General features: G+C 63.7%; 19 protein-coding genes. 10 read left to right on the top strand and 9 right to left on the bottom strand.

Annotated features, from left to right (window positions below):
- The first annotated feature begins 36 nt into the window (after positions 1–36).
- On the top strand, positions 37–681 hold the full coding sequence (locus ACK4FK_RS00830; protein ID WP_409739786.1) for a phospholipid-binding protein MlaC: 645 nt from the start codon (positions 37–39) through the stop codon (positions 679–681).
- 64 nt (positions 682–745) lie between these two features.
- Here ACK4FK_RS00830 and phoB read toward each other — a convergent pair whose 3' ends face one another.
- The 8 genes from phoB to hutG form a co-directional block, all read right to left on the bottom strand.
- On the bottom strand, positions 746–1,462 hold the full coding sequence (phoB, locus tag ACK4FK_RS00835; protein ID WP_409739789.1) for a phosphate regulon transcriptional regulator PhoB: 717 nt from the start codon (positions 1,460–1,462) through the stop codon (positions 746–748).
- Complete coding sequence (phoU, locus tag ACK4FK_RS00840; protein ID WP_409739792.1) at positions 1,459–2,178, bottom strand: phosphate signaling complex protein PhoU; 720 nt, start codon at positions 2,176–2,178, stop codon at positions 1,459–1,461. Before phoU ends, phoB begins: the two co-directional genes overlap by 4 nt.
- Positions 2,179–2,197: 19 nt before the next feature.
- Positions 2,198–2,944, bottom strand: a complete 747-nt coding sequence (gene pstB / locus ACK4FK_RS00845; RefSeq protein ID WP_409740634.1) for a phosphate ABC transporter ATP-binding protein PstB — start codon at positions 2,942–2,944, stop codon at positions 2,198–2,200.
- A 96-nt stretch (positions 2,945–3,040) separates the two neighbouring features.
- Positions 3,041–4,309 (bottom strand): phosphate ABC transporter permease PstA, encoded by a 1,269-nt coding sequence (gene pstA / locus ACK4FK_RS00850; protein WP_409739794.1) that lies wholly within the window; start codon positions 4,307–4,309, stop codon positions 3,041–3,043.
- A 55-nt stretch (positions 4,310–4,364) separates the two neighbouring features.
- Positions 4,365–5,747 (bottom strand): phosphate ABC transporter permease subunit PstC, encoded by a 1,383-nt coding sequence (pstC, locus tag ACK4FK_RS00855; RefSeq protein ID WP_409739797.1) that lies wholly within the window; start codon positions 5,745–5,747, stop codon positions 4,365–4,367.
- A 96-nt stretch (positions 5,748–5,843) separates the two neighbouring features.
- Positions 5,844–6,887 (bottom strand): PstS family phosphate ABC transporter substrate-binding protein, encoded by a 1,044-nt coding sequence (locus tag ACK4FK_RS00860; protein ID WP_409739800.1) that lies wholly within the window; start codon positions 6,885–6,887, stop codon positions 5,844–5,846.
- A 196-nt stretch (positions 6,888–7,083) separates the two neighbouring features.
- Entirely contained in the window at positions 7,084–8,499 is a 1,416-nt protein-coding gene (locus ACK4FK_RS00865; RefSeq protein ID WP_409739803.1) for an ATP-binding protein, read from the bottom strand.
- 27 nt (positions 8,500–8,526) lie between these two features.
- A complete protein-coding gene (gene hutG / locus ACK4FK_RS00870) occupies positions 8,527–9,369 on the bottom strand; it encodes an N-formylglutamate deformylase (protein ID WP_409739806.1) in 843 nt (280 codons plus the stop codon).
- A gap of 162 nt (positions 9,370–9,531) precedes the next feature.
- On the opposite strand from hutG, the gene ACK4FK_RS00875 reads away from it, so the two are divergent.
- Entirely contained in the window at positions 9,532–10,188 is a 657-nt protein-coding gene (locus ACK4FK_RS00875; RefSeq protein WP_409739810.1) for a TerC family protein, read from the top strand.
- A 3-nt stretch (positions 10,189–10,191) separates the two neighbouring features.
- On the opposite strand, the gene ACK4FK_RS00880 is transcribed toward ACK4FK_RS00875, so the two are convergent.
- The gene (locus tag ACK4FK_RS00880) at positions 10,192–11,106 is read right to left on the bottom strand and encodes an alpha/beta hydrolase (RefSeq protein ID WP_409739813.1); all 915 of its coding nucleotides are present in this window, start codon (positions 11,104–11,106) and stop codon (positions 10,192–10,194) included.
- Positions 11,107–11,262: 156 nt separating this feature from the next.
- On the opposite strand from ACK4FK_RS00880, the gene ACK4FK_RS00885 reads away from it, so the two are divergent.
- The 8 genes from ACK4FK_RS00885 (at position 11,263) to ACK4FK_RS00920 (ending at position 17,670) form a co-directional block, all read left to right on the top strand.
- On the top strand, positions 11,263–11,562 hold the full coding sequence (locus ACK4FK_RS00885; RefSeq protein ID WP_409739815.1) for a thioredoxin family protein: 300 nt from the start codon (positions 11,263–11,265) through the stop codon (positions 11,560–11,562).
- 128 nt (positions 11,563–11,690) lie between these two features.
- A complete protein-coding gene (soxX, locus tag ACK4FK_RS00890; RefSeq protein WP_409739817.1) occupies positions 11,691–12,167 on the top strand; it encodes a sulfur oxidation c-type cytochrome SoxX in 477 nt (158 codons plus the stop codon).
- A 28-nt stretch (positions 12,168–12,195) separates the two neighbouring features.
- Positions 12,196–12,672 (top strand): thiosulfate oxidation carrier protein SoxY, encoded by a 477-nt coding sequence (soxY, locus tag ACK4FK_RS00895; protein ID WP_409739820.1) that lies wholly within the window; start codon positions 12,196–12,198, stop codon positions 12,670–12,672.
- A 42-nt stretch (positions 12,673–12,714) separates the two neighbouring features.
- Complete coding sequence (soxZ, locus tag ACK4FK_RS00900) at positions 12,715–13,044, top strand: thiosulfate oxidation carrier complex protein SoxZ (RefSeq protein ID WP_409739823.1); 330 nt, start codon at positions 12,715–12,717, stop codon at positions 13,042–13,044.
- Between the two features lie 10 nt (positions 13,045–13,054).
- Positions 13,055–13,918, top strand: coding sequence for a sulfur oxidation c-type cytochrome SoxA (gene soxA, locus ACK4FK_RS00905; RefSeq protein ID WP_409739826.1), 864 nt, complete (start codon positions 13,055–13,057; stop codon positions 13,916–13,918).
- 96 nt (positions 13,919–14,014) lie between these two features.
- Entirely contained in the window at positions 14,015–15,724 is a 1,710-nt protein-coding gene (gene soxB, locus ACK4FK_RS00910) for a thiosulfohydrolase SoxB (RefSeq protein WP_409739829.1), read from the top strand.
- A gap of 25 nt (positions 15,725–15,749) precedes the next feature.
- Positions 15,750–17,027 (top strand): sulfite dehydrogenase, encoded by a 1,278-nt coding sequence (gene soxC, locus ACK4FK_RS00915; protein ID WP_409739832.1) that lies wholly within the window; start codon positions 15,750–15,752, stop codon positions 17,025–17,027.
- Positions 17,011–17,670, top strand: a complete 660-nt coding sequence (locus ACK4FK_RS00920; RefSeq protein ID WP_409739834.1) for a c-type cytochrome — start codon at positions 17,011–17,013, stop codon at positions 17,668–17,670. The genes soxC and ACK4FK_RS00920 overlap by 17 nt, the downstream gene beginning before the upstream one ends.
- The last annotated feature ends 2 nt before the right edge of the window (positions 17,671–17,672 follow it).

Raw genomic sequence — 17,672 nt, forward strand, 5'->3', positions numbered from 1 at the left:
AAAACTCCAGGCCAATCGATTCACCAGGCAGACCCCATGTCCTTGCAGCTTTTCTCTCCCGCCTCTTCCCGCCGTGCCTTCGCCACCCTGGTCGCAACGATCGGCCTGATCCTGGGGCTTGCCACTCTGCCGGCGCCGGCTGCTCCCGCGGCGATGCCGGCCGACCAGTTCATCCGTCAGGTCGGAACCGAGACCCTGCAGGCGCTGAGCGACCGTTCGCTGACGACGGAAAAACGCGAGGCCCTGGTGCGCAAACTGCTGACCACGCATCTCGACCTTGAGGCCGTCGGCCGCTTCTGCCTGGGCCGTTTCAGCCGCGGCCTGAATGATGCGCAGAAGCAGGAATACGCCAAGCTGTTCGAGGATTACCTGGTCAAGGTCTATGCCCAACTGCTGTCGCAGTATAACGGCGAGACGCTGGAGGTGCGCGACAATGCGCGCGCGGTGGGGAACGAGACCATCGTCGAGTCACAGATCAACCGCCCCAATGGCCCGCCGATCCGCGTGGAATGGAAGACGCATGAAAAGGACGGCAAGCCACTACTGACTGACGTGGTGGTGGAAGGCGTTTCGATGGCCTTCACGCAGCGCCAGCAATTCGAATCGGTGATCCAGAACAACGGCGGCAAGGTCGATGCGTTGTTCGCCGCGATGAAGAAGCAGATCGCCGGGCGCCGCTGAGCCGGCAGGGTACAAAAAAGCCCGGCTCTTGCCGGGCTTTTTTTATTGGCTGTGCCGCCGGCGCTCAGGCCATCGCGGCAGCCGGCGTCAGTTCCAGGGCATAACCGGCGGAACGGACGGTCCTGATCACATCGGACTCGCCGCTGGCGTTCAGCGCCTTGCGCAGCCGGCGGATATGCACATCCACGGTGCGCTGTTCAACATAGATATCGCGGCCCCAGACCGCATCCAGCAGTTGGTCGCGCGACAGCACGCGGCCGGGATGCTCGAGGAAATAGCGCAACAGACGGAACTCCGTCGGGCCGAGATGGATGTCGCGGCCGTTGCGCGTGACCTTGTGGGTGGCGATATCCATCACCAGACCGCCATAGGTCAGCACCTCCTCGGCCAGGGCAGGACGGATACGACGCAGCACGGCACGGATGCGGGCCAGCAATTCGCCGGGCGAGAACGGCTTGGCGATGTAGTCGTCGGCGCCGGCATCCAGGCCCCGCACGCGATCGGCCTCCTCGCCGCGCGCCGTCAGCATGATGATCGGCACGTTGCGGGCATTGGGATCGCGGCGCAGTTGGCGGCAGACCTCCAGGCCCGACAGGCGGGGGAGCATCCAGTCGAGCAGGATCAGGTCGGGCATATGCTCGGCTACCTTCAACAGGGCCTGCTCGCCATCCATCGCCTCGTCGACAATGTAGTTTTCCTTCTCGAGATTGTAGCGCAGCAGCGCCAGCAAGGCCGCCTCGTCCTCGATGACGAGCACACGCGGCTTGATCGTCACGTTCATCGCTGCCCTCCCGGCGCATTGACAACGGCGTAGGCGGTGTCGTCGCCCTTGGGGCGATCCTCCTTCATCACCTCACCCTTAACCGCGTAGTGGATCAGTTCGGCGATATTGGTGGCATGGTCGCCGATGCGCTCGATGTTTTTGGCAATGAACAGAAGATGCGTGCAGGGCGTGATGGAGCGCGGGTCTTCCATCATGTAGGTCAGCAATTCGCGGAACAGGCTGGTATACAGCTCGTCGACCTCCTCATCCCGCGCCCAGACCGCATCGGCCTTGACGGCATCGTCGGTGATATAAGCGTCCAGGGTATCCTTGATCAGGGCCTGCACCAGGGCCGCCATGCGCGGGATGGCATGCACCGGCCGCACCAGGGGCGCCTGGTTCAGCGCCACGGCCCGCTTGGCCACGTTCTTGGCGTAGTCGCCGATACGCTCGATTTCCGAGGATATCCGCAAAGCGGCGACGATAACCCGCAGATCGGCCGCCATCGGCTGGCGACGGGCGAGCAGTTCGATGGCGAAATCGTCAACCTGGCTCCGCAACGCGTCAATCTTGACGTCGCTGTTCACAACCTTGCCGGCCAGTTCGCTGTCGCGCTTGACGATGGCCTCGACGGCCGAGGCAAGCTGCGATTCGGCCAGACCGCCCATCTGGACGATCAACGTTGAGAGCTTCTTGAGCTCTTCGTCGTATTTCTGGACGATGTGTTGCGGCATAATTCTGTCCTCGCTCTGCTCAGCCGAAGCGCCCGGTGATGTAGCCTTGGGTGCGCTCGTCCTTGGGCTTGGTGAAAATCACCTTGGTGTCGTCGGTCTCGACCAGTTCGCCAAGATGGAAGAAGGCGGTCTGCTGCGACACGCGTGCCGCCTGCTGCATCGAGTGGGTGACGATCACGATCGTATACTGCTCGCGCAGCTCGTCCATCAGCTCCTCGATATGCGCCGTGGCGATCGGATCGAGCGCCGAGCAGGGTTCGTCCATCAGGATCACCTCGGGCGAAACCGCAATGGCGCGCGCGATGCACAGGCGCTGCTGCTGGCCGCCGGACAGGCCGGTGCCCGATTCGTTAAGCCGGTCCCCCACTTCCTTCCACAGACCGGCCTGCTTCAGCGACGTCTCGACGATATGGTCGAGCTGGTCCTGGTTTTCCGCCAGACCGTGGATGCGTGGCCCGTAGGCGATGTTTTCGTAGATCGTTTTCGGAAAGGGATTCGGCTTCTGGAACACCATGCCGACTCGGGCGCGCAGTTGCACGACATCCACCTTTGGATCGTAGACATCCAGGGTGTCCAGCCTGATGTCGCCCTCCACGCGGCAGCCGCGGATGGTGTCGTTCATGCGGTTGAGGCAGCGCAGGAAGGTGGACTTGCCGCATCCGGACGGGCCGATCAGCGCGGTAACCGAACGGGCGGGAATGTCAAGATCGACATTCTTCAGCGCCTGCTTCTCGCCATAGAAGACCCCGACATTGCGGGCCGACATCTTGATCTCGATTTCCGACTGGCGGGGATCGATACGATTAGCGTTCTGCATAACAGATCCTTGTTGATCCTGGGGAGGCAAGATTTCCGGTCATTCCTACCAGCGCCGCTCGAACTTCTTGCGGAGCAGGATCGCGGTCAGGTTCATCAGCAGCAGAAAAACCAGCAGAACGATGATGGCCGCCGATGTCTTCTCGACGAAGCCGCGCTCGGGGCTGTCCGCCCACATGAAGATCTGCACCGGCAGGACCGTGGCGGCATCGACCGGCGTGGCGGGGATGTCGACGATGAAGGCCACCATGCCGATCATCAGCAGCGGCGCCGTCTCGCCCAGGGCATGGGCCATGGCGATGATGGTGCCGGTGAGGATTCCCGGCATGGCCAGCGGCAGGACGTGGTGCAGCACCACCTGCAGCGGCGAGGCGCCGAGCGCCAGCGCGCCATGCCGGATCGAGGGCGGCACGGCGCGCAAGGCAGCGCGCGCCGCGATGATGATCACCGGCAGGCTCATCAGCGCCAGCACCAGGCCGCCGACCATCGGCGCGGAGCGCGGCATGCCGAAGAAACCGATGAAGACTGCCAGGCCAAGCAGGCCATAGACGATGGACGGCACCGCGGCGAGGTTGTTGATGTTGACCTCGATCAGCTCGGTCCAACGGTTCTTGGGGGCGAATTCCTCCAGATAGATCGCGGCCATGATGCCGAGCGGGAAAGCCACCAGCAACGTGACCAGCAGGGTATAGAAGGAACCGACCACGCCGCCCCAGATGCCGACCAGCTCGGGCTCGCGGCTGTCGGCGCCGGTGAAGAAGCGGGTATTGAACTGCAATTCAAGATCGCCGCTGGCCTTCAGGGCGTTGATCCAGCCGACCTGATTGTCCTTGACGCGGCGTTCATCCTCCGGCGCATCGGTATCGACCTGCTTTTTCACGAACATGTCGATATCGGAGGATGTCGGCAGCCACATCGAAACCTTCTGGCCGATCAGGGCCGGGTTTTGCACCACCATCCGGCCAATCTGCGACTCGGCTCCGGCGCTGATCATGGCCTGCAGCCGCCGACGCTCGCCGCGGCTCTGCACCTCGGGGAAGCGCTGCTGAAGCGCCTCAAGGATGAGCGCGCCGTAATTGCCCTGCATGATCTGGCGGGGATCGGTGGTGCCCGGCGGGGCGATCTGCTCGGCCTTCAGGTCGAGTTCAAGCCGGATATGGGTCTGCCGGAAGGCCGTGAAGCCGCTGCCCAGGATGGTGAACAGCAGGACCACCAGCGACAGCAGGGAGAACAGGATGGCGGCGATGCCCCACAGCTTGAAGCGGCGTTCGGCGGCATAACGGGCCTTGAGCCGGCGAGAGGCTGCTTCGCTCATGTGAATGCCCGCGGCCTGCACCGGCGCAGGAGGAGCAATATTGTCTGCGAGGATATCAGTCATACTGCTCCCGGTATTTCTTGACGATGCGCAGGGCAACGATGTTGAGGCTCAGCGTTACGACGAACAGCACCAGGCCGAGCGCGAAGGCCGCCAGGGTTTTCGGGCTGTCGAATTCCTGGTCGCCGACCAGCAGGGAGGCGATATGCACGGTCACGGTCGTCACCGCCGAGAAAGGATTCGCCGTCAGGTTTGCCGCCAGGCCGGCGGCCATCACCACGATCATGGTCTCGCCCAGCGCGCGGCTGAAGGCCAGGATCACCGAGGCGGCGATGCCCGGCAGCGCGGCCGGCAGGATCACCCGCTTGATGGTTTCCGACTGGGTCGCGCCCAGGCCATAGGAACCGTCGCGCAGGCTTTGCGGCACCGCATTGATCACATCGTCCGACAGCGAGGAGACGAACGGGATGATCATGATGCCCATGACGAGCCCGGCGGCCAGCGCCGACTGCGAGGCGACTTCCAGGCCGATGCTTTCGCCGGCGTTGCGGATGAACGGCGCAACGGTCAGCGCGGCGAAGAAGCCATAGACCACGGTGGGAATGCCGGCCAGAACCTCAAGCGCCGGTTTGGCCCAGGCCCGCACCTTGGGGCCGGCATATTCCGCCATGTAGACGGCAGCCATCAGGCCCACCGGCACGGCCACGATCATGGCGATGGCCGCGATCAGCAGGGTGCCGGCGAAAAGCGGCACGGCACCGAAGGCGCCGGACGAGCCGACCTGTTCGGCGCGGATGGCCATCTGCGGCGACCAGGTGAGGCCGAACAGGAATTCGAACGGATTGACCGAGGCGAAGAAGCGCAGCGCCTCGAAAACCAGCGACAGCACGATGCCGATGGTGGTCATCACGGCGATGGTCGAACTGATGATCAGCAGGACATTGGCGGTGTTTTCGACCCGGTTGCGGGCGCGAAAATCCGGCGCGATGCGGCTGCGGCCGAACAGGATGCCGGCGATGCCGAGGCACAGGACCATCACCCACAGGGCGGCGTTGCCGGTCTGGCGCAGGGAGATGTAGTGATCCACCACCGGCCGGATTGCCGGATCGGCCTTGTCCAGCGGGATGTTGCCATAGGCGAGGTTGCGGATGTCGGTGATCACAAGGCCCAGGCGGTCGGCCGGCAGATTGCGGATCGCCTCGGGCAGTTCGGCGACCACCATGCTGCGCACGACCCAGTCCTCCAGCGCGATCCAGGCCCCGAACAGCAGCAAAGTGGGCAGCCCGCACCAGAGCACGACATACCAGCCGTAGAACATCGGCAGGGAATGCAAACCGCGGATCTGGCCGCCAGTCAGGGCGAGAGAGCGCGACTTGCCGAAATAGTAGCCGACGACAGTCAGGCCGAGCAGCACGACAAACAGCAGCGACAGCGACATCGGCCTTCCCCGGGGATCATCAAATGCGTGAAATCAGGAAACGGTACTTCAAAAAAAGATCCGGCGGCCGGTTTAGGCCGGCCGCCGGCATATGGCTTACATGGCCAGGTTGGTGAGGCTCAGCACCTGCGAGCGGACCTTTTCCATTTCCGCCTTCGGCATCGAGACCAAGCCCTTCTTCTCCAGGTAGCCGCCCTGCGCCATGGCGCGGTCGCTGACATACTCGGCCATGAATTCCTTGATGCCCGGTACAACGCCGATATGCGCCTTCTTGGCATAGACGAAGAGCGGACGCGAGACCGGATACTTACCCGACGAGATGGTGTCGGCATCCGGCTCGACGCCATCCACCGCGACGCCCTGCAGCTTGTCGAGGTTTTCCTCAAGGAAGGAATAGCCGAACACGCCCATCACGCCGACCTGACCCGAGGCCAGACGCTGCACGATCAGGTTGTCGTTCTCGCCGGCTTCGATGAAGGCGCCGTCCTCGCGGATCTTGGCGCAGGCCGCGCCTTGGGCCTTCTTGTCGGTGATCGCCTTGATCTCCGGGAAGGCCTTGCAGCCGTGGTCCATCACCAGTTCAACGAAGCTGTCGCGCGTGCCCGAGGTCGGAGGCGGACCCATCACTTCGATCTTCCAGTCCGGCAGGCTGGCATTGATCTGCTTCCAGGTCTTGTAGGGGTTGGCGACCAGCTTGCCGTCCTGCGGCACCTGGGCTGCGAGCGCCAGCCAGATTTCCTCGCGCTTCAGGTTGACCTTCTGCGCACCTTTTTTCATCGCAACAGAAAGGCCGTCGAAACCGACCTTAATCTCGACGATTTCCTTCACGCCGTTGGCCTGGCACTGCTCGAATTCGGCCTTGGTCATGGCGCGCGAGGCGTTGGTCAGGTCGGGATGCTGGGTGCCGACGCCGCCGCAGAACAGCTTCATGCCGCCGCCGGTGCCGGTGCTTTCCACGATCGGCGCCTTGAAGCCGCCCGACTGGGAGAAGCGCTCGGCCACGGTGGTGGTGAACGGATAGACCGTCGAGGAGCCGACGATGCGGATCTGGTCGCGGGCCTGCTGGGCGGCGGCCGGTTCGACGAGCGCCAGCGACGCCATCGCCGCCAGGCCCGCAAGGAGAAGAGCTTTCTTGGTCACGGTTTCCCTCTCGTGTTTGCCATGGGCGCGGACAGCGCCCGGGATCAACCGGCAGGGACGAAGGGGGTCATCATCGGGACGCCCCGCCCACCTCGTCCGGTCGGCGCAAAGACCTATGCCGACCGGGTGACATGGATATTGCATTAATGTTGCAGTTATATGACGCAGCTAGACGGGCGCAGCGCTCATCCTGCAGCTAAACGCGAACAAATGGCAATCTTACGCAGAACCTGCTGCCTTTGCCGGGTTCGGATTCGATGACAAGCCGGCCGCGATGGCGGTTGATGATGTGCTTCACGATCGCCAGGCCCAGGCCGGTGCCGCCCAGATCGCGGCTGCGGGCGGAATCGACTCGATAGAACCGTTCGGTCAGACGCGGCAGGTGCTCGCGGTCGATGCCCTCGCCATGGTCGCGCACCCCCACCTCCAGCCAGTCGTCTCCCACCGGCCGCAGGGAAACCTCGACCGCGGTTTCCGGCCGGCCATACTTGATCGCGTTGTCGATCAGGTTCTGGAACACCTGCTGCAGTTCGTCGCGGGCACCGCGCACCGGCGGCAGGCCGTCGTCCAGTTCGAGCCGGATCGGCATCTGCCTGGCCTTGGCCTGCGGTTCCAGGGCGGCGGCCACATCGCGCAGCAGCGGCGCCAGCGCAATGGCCTCCGAAGGCCGGTCATGCTCGCGCATCTCGATCTGCGACAGCGACAGCAGATCCTGGATCAGCCGCGACATGCGCGCGGCCTGGTCGCGCATGATGCCGAGAAACCGGATGCGCGCCTGCTCGTCGTCGCGGGCAGGCCCCAGCAGGGTTTCGATGAAACCGACCAGCGAGGCCAGTGGCGTGCGCAGCTCGTGGCTGGCATTGGCGACGAAATCGGCGCGCATCTTTTCCGCCTTGCGCAAGGCCGTCAGGTCATGCAGCGCCAGCACCGCCGCCGATCCCTCGCGGCTGGCCGGCAGGGCCACCACGCGCAGGCTGAAGCTGCGGCCATCCGGCACCGGCAGGGTAAAATCGGCGGCCGCCATGCCGTTTTCGCCGCGCAGCACCGTATCGGCGGCATCCAGCACGGCCGGGTGGCGCATCGCCACCGCAAGGTCGTTGCCGATGATGTCGTTGCCGAAGAATTTGCGGGCGGCGAAATTGGCGCGGGCGATGTTGCGGCCGCCATCCAGCAGCAGAACGGGATCTGGCAGCGCGTTTAGGATGGCATCCGAGGTGGTGCTGTGCAGAACCACCTGGCCCTGCTCGTCCAGCAGGGTCTGGCGCAGCCGCTCCACCGTGGCGCCGAGTTCGCCGATCATGGTGAGCGCGTCCCATTCGCCGCTCTTGCGCGGCTCGCCGCCGAGTATCTCGTCGGTACGACGCAGCACGCGCCAGGCGGCATGGGTGTGCCAGGCCGCGAACAATGCCGACACCGCCAGCAGCGCTGCGCCCATCAGCCAGGCAGAGGCCGACGTGATCGCGCCGCCCAGCCGCGCCAGCAGCACGATCACGAGCTGCGGGGCACCCAGCAGCAGGAACAGCGCGAACCAGCGCGTAACGGGAAACCGAGAGCCGTTGCCCGCTGGCGTCCCGGCAGGTTCGACACGATCCTCATGCGGCGGTTCGTTCATGCGCTGCCCTTCCCCGCCCCTGCCGTCTCAGCTCCCGTTGGCCGGCCGCCAGCGCAGCAAGGCTTCCACCAGCCGCCGCAGAACCGCGACAAGCGGCGCGGCGGCGGCGGCATCCCAATGCTCCAGCCGCGATTCGTCCATGTAGCAGTCACGCGCGATCTCGAGCTGAAGGGCGTGGACTCCCTCGCCGGGCCGGCCATAGCGACGGGTGATGTAGCCGCCCTTGAACCGGCCGTTATGGACATGGCTGAAACCTTTGGCCGCGCTGAGTATAGCATAGGCCTGATGGGCCAGATCGGGAGCGCAACTGGCGCCATCGTTGGTGCCGAGATTCAGGTCGGGCAGGCGGCCGGCGAAAAACCGCGGCACCTCTGCGGCGATGCTGTGGCCATCCAGCAGGATGGCATAGCCATGGCGGGCGCGGATGGCCTGCAACTCGGCCGCCAGGCGCTGGTGATAAGGATGCCAGTAGGTGTCGGCACGCGCTGCGATTTCAACGGCATCGGGCTGGGCGCCATCCCGATACAGCGACTCGCCATCGAAACCCCGGGTTGGGCAGAGTTCGGTATTGTCGGCACCGGGATAAAGCGCGCGGCCCTCCGGGTCGCGATTGAGATCGACCACATAGCGCGAGTGGGTCGCCACCATCAGCCCGGCGCCGAGTTCCGCGGCGAAGGCGTAAAGCTTTTCCACATGCCAGTCGGTATCGGCGAGGCGCCGGGCCGACTCGGTCAGGCGACCGGACAGGCCTGGACTGAGACCAAGGCCGGCATGCGGCACATCGATCAGCAGGGGCGAGCGGGCTGGAACAAGAGTGAACAGCGCGGCGGTTTCGGTCATGTCGGCAGGCTGCAGAAACAGGGGCGACATAGGTAACAAAGCATGTTGCCCGCGCCAAGGCGCCCTGCCCGCCGACATGGATATTTAATAGGCCGCCACCGGATTGCCGGGCCGATATTTGAGCCCAGGCGCGCTTTACCCTAGAGTGCGGCGGTTTTCGGCCCTTCCTGTGGCACAATACAAGGCAGTTCGATGGATATCACCCTCCTCGGCTATACGATCACCGCGTCCCATATCAGTGCATTCCTCCAGGTGATCATGATCGACGTCATCCTGTCGGGTGACAATGCCATCGTGATCGGTCTGGCGGTGGCCGGCCTGCCGGCGAACCAGCGCAACAAGATCATCGTCTACGGCATCCTGGCCGCCACCGTTCTTCGCATCCTGTTTGCCGGTATCGCGGTGCAGCTGCTGCAGATCATTGGCCTGACCCTCGCGGGCGGCATCCTGCTGCTATGGGTGGCGTGGAAGATGTGGCGCGAGCTGCGCGCCCAGGCCAAGGGCGAGGGCGGCGCGGGCGATGGCGACACCGGCAAACCGGCGCCCAAGACGCAGCGCGAGGCGGTGACCCAGATCATCATCGCCGATCTTTCGATGTCGCTTGATAATGTGCTGGCCGTTGCCGGCGCAGCACGTGACCATCCCTACATTCTCGGCTTCGGCCTCGTGCTGTCGATCGCGCTGATGGCGGTGGCGTCCAAATTCATCGCCCGTCTGCTCGATCGCTATCACTGGATCGCCTATGTCGGCCTGCTGATCATCGCCTATGTCGCGCTGCGCATGATCTGGGAGGGTGGCCATCAAGTGATGGACGCCACCGGCATGCAGGCCATGCTGGGAGTCAAATAGCGGCTACTCGGCCCAGAATTTGGCAATCGCATCGGCGAGATCCTCGCCGTAGAGGTCCTTGAAGAAATGATCCGCGCCATCCACCGTGATGGTGCGGATCCTCTCCGCACGCGGGGCCGCCTGCAGTTTCTGCGGCAGATCCTTCACAACTTCGTCGCCGCCGGCGATCGCCAGCAGCACGGGCCGCCGGATGCGCGACAGCAGGCTGGGTGTGTCGTTGCGCCCGTCGCCATCGTGATAGTCAAGGAACGTGGCTGCCGCGACGCTGGTTTTCGGGCAGTACATGAAATCGGTGCCGGTCAGCAACTCGTCGCCTTTCCCGGCAGAGGCCAGTGCCTCGGCCCTTGCGGCGACCGCATTGAAATCGCCGCCGAAGCGCGCCCTGTACTCGGCCGGCGCCGCCGCACGGTCGAAGGTGACGGGGGCCGCCAGCACGATTTTCTGCAGCGCGGATGGCAGGGCATCGCCCTTCTGTGCGGCGTAATAAGCCACCTGCGCGCCGCCGCGCGAATGCCCCAGCAGGCCGATCCTGCCCGCGCCCGCCTTGCCGGCCCAGTCGATCCAGGCTGCGATCTCGGCCACCGCCTGCGCATTGCTGTGGCGATGCGGCACCGCACAGTCATACATGCCCTTGCGGTCTGACAGCCCGAGCGACAGCGTCACCGCCATGGTGGAAACCCCGCGCTCGGCCAGGGTTTCCTGCAGGGCCTGCATGATCTCCATTCGGTTATGCGCCAACGTGCCATGCACCAGCACCATGATGCCGTCACGCGGCGTCTTGCCTGCGGCCAGTTTCAGCTCGCCATCAAGACCACGCCCTTCATGGACCAGACGCACCGGCTCAGCCCGGGCGACGGCGAAGCCGGAGAGGGACAGGATCAGGGCCAGGCCCCAGACAAGACTGTGACGAAACGGCATCAGTTCCTCCCCTTGGCTGGCCCAGCTATTGATTGCGTGCCGGGCCTGAAATAACGTCAGGCTATGCGATTTTACATTCTTGCACAATTTATTTGTGTTATAATGGTCTCTTTAATGGCCACTGCCTCTCCACGCGCGCAGACCGTGGAACTGGTCATGTTCGAGCGCGAGGACTGTGCCTGGTGCCGGTCATGGCACCGGGAAATCGGGCCCGGCTATGGAAAATCCACCGAAGGGCAGATGGCGCCGTTACGCCGGGTCGACCTGGATCGCCCATGGCCAGCCGACCTGCCCAAGCTCGGCATCCGCTACACGCCGACCTTTGTCCTGATGCTGTGCGGGCAGGAATCCGGCCGACTTATAGGGTATCCGGGGGCCGATTTCTTTTATCCCAAGGTTGAGGCCCTTCTGTCAGAGTCGCTGGAAAAGCGAAAAATGCCAGGAAACTGCGGCTGAAAGACCCGCACAATAATACCACTTGCCAAGTGTGAAAAGACTTTGCTATGGACACATCAACACGCAGCCCAGAAGCTGACCTGACCGGCCGAGGGCCGTCAGAGACCACGGGAGGAAGGATGCGCCGAATGCGCCCTGCAGATTTCCGCCTCGCCACCGGCATGATTGCCGGCGCCGCCCTTTTTGCGGCCGCTTCGGTCCAGGCCCAAGAGATCCGCGATGCCAACCTGGTCCCCTATTCGGTCAAGGATTACGCGATCGAGCAATCCCTCACCGGCAAACCGGGCGACCCCGCCAAGGGCCGGCAATGGGCGGTCACCAGCGGCCAGGGCAATTGCGTGATCTGCCACAAGCTGCCGATCCCCGAGGTGGCCTTCCGCATCGGCAATGTGGGGCCAGACCTGACCGAAGTGGGCGGCCGGCTGACCCCCGCCGAGATTCGCATGCGCATCGTGAACCCCAAGCTGCTGAACGAAGAGACCATCATGCCGGCTTACTACCGCGTGAGCGGCCTGCACCGCGTGGCAAAAAATGCCGAAGGCAAACCGATGCTGAGCGCCGAACAGGTGGAAGACCTGGTCGCCTATCTTTCGACGCTGAAGTGACGCCGGATTTGAAACAGGAGTGTCCGACATGACCGCAACCTTTGAAGCCCTGTCCCGCCGCGGCCTCAGCCGCCGACAGGCCGTCGCCGCGCTGGGTGCCGGCACCGTGGCGATCACGCTGGTGCCGCTGAGCGCCGAAGCAACGCCGGAAAGCGCCAAGAAATTGCTGAGCGATCTTGTGAAGGCCGAGCCGAAGGCTGGCAAGGTTCAGATCAAGACACAGGAAATCGCCGAGAACGGCAACACCGTGCCGGTTACCATCGCGGTCGACAGTCCGATGACCGACAAGGACTACGTCAAGGAAATCCATGTGGTCTCCGACAAGAATCCGCAGCCGGGCGTGGCCAGCTTTATGCTGACGCCGGCGAACGGCAAGGCGGAGGTGCAGTTCCGCATGCGCATGGCGGAAACGCAGAACGTGATCGCCGTCGCCCTGATGAGCGATGGCAGCGCCTGGACCGCGGCCCGAGAGGTCAAGGTCACCATCGGCGGCTGCGGCGGCTGAAGCAGCGGCACGCAGACACCAGACACAGGAAAGGATCGACCCATGGCTGAAGACATCAAGCCGCGCATCCGCGTTCCGCAGACCGCGAAGAAAGACGAAGTGATCGAGATCAAGACCCTGATTTCGCACCCGATGGAATCGGGCCAGCGCAAGGACTCGCAGGGCAAGACCATCCCCCGCAAGATCATCAACAAGATGACCGTTGCCTATAACGGCAAACAGGTTTTCGAGGCCAAGCTGGAGCCGGCCATTTCAGCCAATCCGTATCTGTCGTTCTTCCTCAAATGCACGGCCAGCGGCAACCTGGACTTCACCTGGACCGACGATGACGGCAGCGTCTACAAGGCGACGCAAGCCATCACCGTGACCTGAGGTGGCGCAGATGCCCCGCCTGCATCGCACATTATTCGCCACTGCCGCTTCGCTAGCCCTGATCGGCAGCCTGGCGGCCTGCGATGGCGACAGGTCGAAATCGGCCGCTGCCGACAGCGGCGATCCACTGGCCCAGTATCGCGCCAATCCGAAATACAAGGATTTCATGGTTGGCGAGAAGATGTCGGGCTATGTCTTCGCGTCGCCGGAAACCCAGGCGATGCAGGATGACGACTTCGAAAATCCCGGCATGCTGGCCGTGCAGGACGGCGAGACGGAATGGAGCAAGGTGGAAGGCGCCGCCGGCAAGTCCTGCGCCTCCTGCCATCAGGATGCGGCGAAGACCATGAAGGGCGTCGCCGTCACCTATCCGAAATTCGAGCCCAAGCGCGGCAAGCTGGCCAGCCTGGAACACCGGATCAACTTGTGCCGTACCGAAAACATGAAGGCGGCCGAACTGCGCTGGGACTCCAAACCGCTGCTGGGCTTGACCGCCTATGTTGAATACCAGTCGCGTGGACTGCCGATCAGCGTGAAGGTGGATGGACCCGCCGCGCCCTTCTTCGAGGAAGGCAAGAAATTCTACTACACGCGCCGCGGCCAGATGGATATCGCCTGTGCCCAGTGCCACGAAAACAATGCCGGCATGAATATCGGCGTGGAGAACCTGAGCCAGGGACAGTCGAACGGCTATCCGACCTATCGCCTGAAATGGCAGTCTTTCGGTTCGCTGCATCGCCGTTTCGAAGGCTGCAACGAGGAAGTCCGCGCCCTGCCCTATCCGCGCGGCTCCGACGAATACACCAATCTTGAACTTTACGTCGCCTGGCGCGGCAACGGGCTGAAGTCCGAAGCGCCTAGCGTCCGCCGCTGAAGCCCGGCCACTCCTTTTTCGGAGTGGCCGTTTGCGTATTTTTTACATAAAAATACTGCTGAAAATGCAGTTACTGAAACGACAAGCGAGTGCCCCATGCTGAGCCGCCGCGACATTCTTCAGGCTTCCGCCGCAGCCGCCGTCATTCTCGGCGGGGGATTACGCGTCGGCGCCGCAGCCGCCGCACAGAAGATCACGCAGTCCGATCTGCTGCGCTTCCAGCCGCTCGGGCAGGTTACGCTGCTGCATTTCACCGACATCCATGCCCAGATCGTGCCGCTGCATTTCCGCGAACCCAGCGTCAATATCGGCGTCGGCGAGGCGCTTGGCCTGCCGCCGCATCTGGTGGGCCAGCATCTGCTCAAGCAATACGGCATCAAGGCCGGCACGCCGGAAGCCCATGCGCTGGCCTATCCCGATTTTGTACAGTTGGCGAAAGACTATGGAAAACTGGGCGGCTTGGCGCACATCGCCGCGCTGGTGAAGGCAATCCGCGCCGAACGCCCGAACAACACGCTGCTGCTCGATGGCGGCGACACCTGGCAGGGCAGCTACACCTCGCTGGCGACCAAGGGCGCCGACATGGTGAAGGTGATGGAAGCCCTGGGCGTTGATGCCATGACGGCACACTGGGAATTCACCTATGGCGCCGAACGCGTCAAGGAGCTGGCCGAGGGAATGAAAATCCCATTCCTGTGCGGCAACGTGAAGGACAACAGTTTCGGTGACGCCGTATTCGACGCGATCAAGATGTTCGAACGCGGCGGCGTGAAGATCGCCGTGATCGGCCAGGCCTTCCCCTACACCCCGATCGCCAATCCCCGCTACATGATCCCGGAATGGTCGTTCGGCATCGAGGAAGAAAAGGTGCAGGAGCATGTGGAGTCCGCCCGCGCCAAGGGTGCCGACCTTGTTGTGCTGCTGAGCCACAACGGCTTCGATGTCGACCGCAAACTGGCCGGGCGCGTGAAGGGGATCGACGTGATCCTCACCGGCCATACCCATGATGCCATCCCCGCACCGGTGAAGGTGGGCAACACCCTGCTGATTGCGCCGGGCAGCCACGGCAAATTCCTGGCCCGCCTGGACCTGCAGGTGAAGGACAAGCGCGTCACGGATTACCGTTTCCGCCTGATCCCCGTTTTCTCGGACGCCATCACGCCCGATCCGGCAATGGCGAAACTGGTGGACGAGATTCGCGCGCCGCACCGGACAGTGCTCGACAAGGTGCATGGCCGGGCCGACTCGCTGCTGTATCGCCGCGGCAACTTCAACGGCACCTTCGACGACCTGATCTGCCAGGCCATGCTGGCCGAGCGCGACGCGGAAATCGCGCTTTCGCCCGGCTTCCGCTGGGGCGCCACGCTGCTGCCCGGCCAGGACATCACCGGCGACGTCCTCTATTCGCAGACCGCGATCACCTACCCCAATGTCTACCGCAATCAGATGACCGGCGAATTCCTCAAGACCGTGCTGGAGGATGTGGCCGACAACCTGTTCAACCCAGATCCGTATTACCAGCAGGGCGGCGACATGGTGCGCGTCGGCGGCCTGGCCTACACCATCGACGTGGCCAAGCCGATCGGTCAGCGCATTTCGAACATGACGCTGCTGCGCACCGGCCAGCCGATCGATCCGGCAAGAAGCTACACCGTGGCCGGCTGGGCCTCGATCAACGAGGGCACCGAAGGCCCACCGATCTACGATCTGGTCGGCAAATACATCGCCACGCAAAAGACGGTGAAGATCGAAGAAAACCGCAGCGTGAAAGTCGTCGGCGCCGATCAGCGCGGCATCGCCGGCTGACCGGACCCCGGAGGAGGAAACGATCATGACCGAGACGAAAGACAAACCTTCACGACGCAACTTCCTGAAAAAATCGGCGGCCGCCAGCGGTTTCACCCTGCTGGCCGGGGCCGGCGTGGGCGAGGCGATGGCAGCCGGCGACGATAACCTGCCGCCTAACGTGCCGGAATGGATGAAATCGCTTGGCCCGGGCGTCACCGCCAATCCCTACGGCAAACCCTCCCCGTTCGAAAAGAACGTGATCCGCCGCAACGTGCCCTGGCTGACGGCGACCGAAGAATCCTCGATCAATTTCACCCCGATCCATGAACTGGACGGCATCATCACCCCGAACGGCCTGTGCTTTGAACGCCACCATGGCGGCGTGCCCGAGATTGATCCCGAACAGCATCGCCTGATGATCCATGGCCTGGTGGACCGGCCGCTGATCTTCACCATGGACGAGTTGATGCGCTTTCCCTCCGTCAGCCGCATCCACTTCCTGGAATGCCCGGCCAATGGCGGCATGGAGTGGAAAGGTGCACAGATGGCCGGCGTGCAGTTCAGCCACGGCATGGTCCATTGCTGCGAGTGGACCGGCGTGAAGCTGTCCACCCTGCTGGCCGAAGTGGGCGTTCAGAAGGCGGCGAAATGGCTGCTGGCCGAAGGCGCCGACGCCGCCGCCATGACCCGCAGCATCCCGCTGGACAAGGCGATGGATGACATCATCGTGGCCTATTCGCAGAACGGTGAGCGCATCCGGCCGGAAAACGGCTATCCGCTGCGCCTGCTGGTGCCGGGCTGGGAAGGCAACGTCAATGTCAAATGGCTGCGGCGCATCAAGGTGGGCGACCAGCCCTGGCATCACCGGGAAGAAACCTCGAAATACACCGACCTGATGCCCGATGGAAAAGCCCGGCAATTCACCTTCGTGCAGGAAGCCAATTCGGTGATCACCTCGCCCTGCCCGGAAAAGCCGATGAAATTCGGCAAGGGCTTCTACGAGATCCGCGGCATCGCCTGGTCGGGCTATGGCAAGATCAAGAAGGTGGACATCAGCATCGATGGCGGCATGAACTGGAAAACCGCCGAGTTGCAATCCCCGGTCTTGTCAAAGAGCCTGACGCGCTTTCGCCTGCCCCTGCAATGGGATGGCCGCCCGATGCTGCTGCAGAGCCGCGCCGCTGACGACAGCGGCTATGTGCAGCCGACCATCGAGGCCCTGCGCAAGGTGCGCGGCCTGAACTCGATCTACCACAAGAATTCGATCCATACCTGGCGCGTGCTGCCCAATGGCGAGGTGCAGAATGTCCAAATCGCTTAAACTGCTCGCCCTGGCCCTTGCCTGCGGTCTCGCCCTGCCCGCGCTCGCCCAGGACAAAGCCCCGACCAAACGCTATGGCTTTGGCCAACCGGTCAGCAAGGAACAGATTGCCGGCTGGGACATCGACGTGCGCGGCCCCGACGGCGCCAATCTGCCGCCCGGCAAGGGCACGGTGGCGGCCGGCGAGGAACTGTACATGGCGCAATGCGCCGCCTGCCACGGCGAATTCGGCGAGGGCGCCGGGCGTTATCCGGAACTGATCGGCGGCAAGGGCACGCTGAAATCGGAAGATCCGCGCAAGACCATCGACAGCTACTGGCCGCATGGCCCGGGCCTGTTCGACTATATCCGCCGCGCCATGCCATTCGGCGCTCCGCAAAGCCTGTCGCCGGATGAGGTCTATTCCATCGTGGCCTGGCTGCTGAACCAGGCCGACCTGTGGCCGGCCGACAAGGATATGGACGCGACCGCCCTGCGCCAGGTAAAGCTGCCGAACCGCGACGGCTTCATCGCCAGCGGCGACCCGCGGCCGGATGTGAAACCCGACACATGCATGACCAACTGCCGTACCGAGCCGCCCAAGATCACCAGCGATCTGGCCGCGCGGCTGGGCGTGACGCCGACACAGAAAACCGGCGACTGAGC

This window comes from Ferrovibrio sp., from assembly GCF_046297895.1.
GTDB lineage: Bacteria > Pseudomonadota > Alphaproteobacteria > Ferrovibrionales > Ferrovibrionaceae > Ferrovibrio.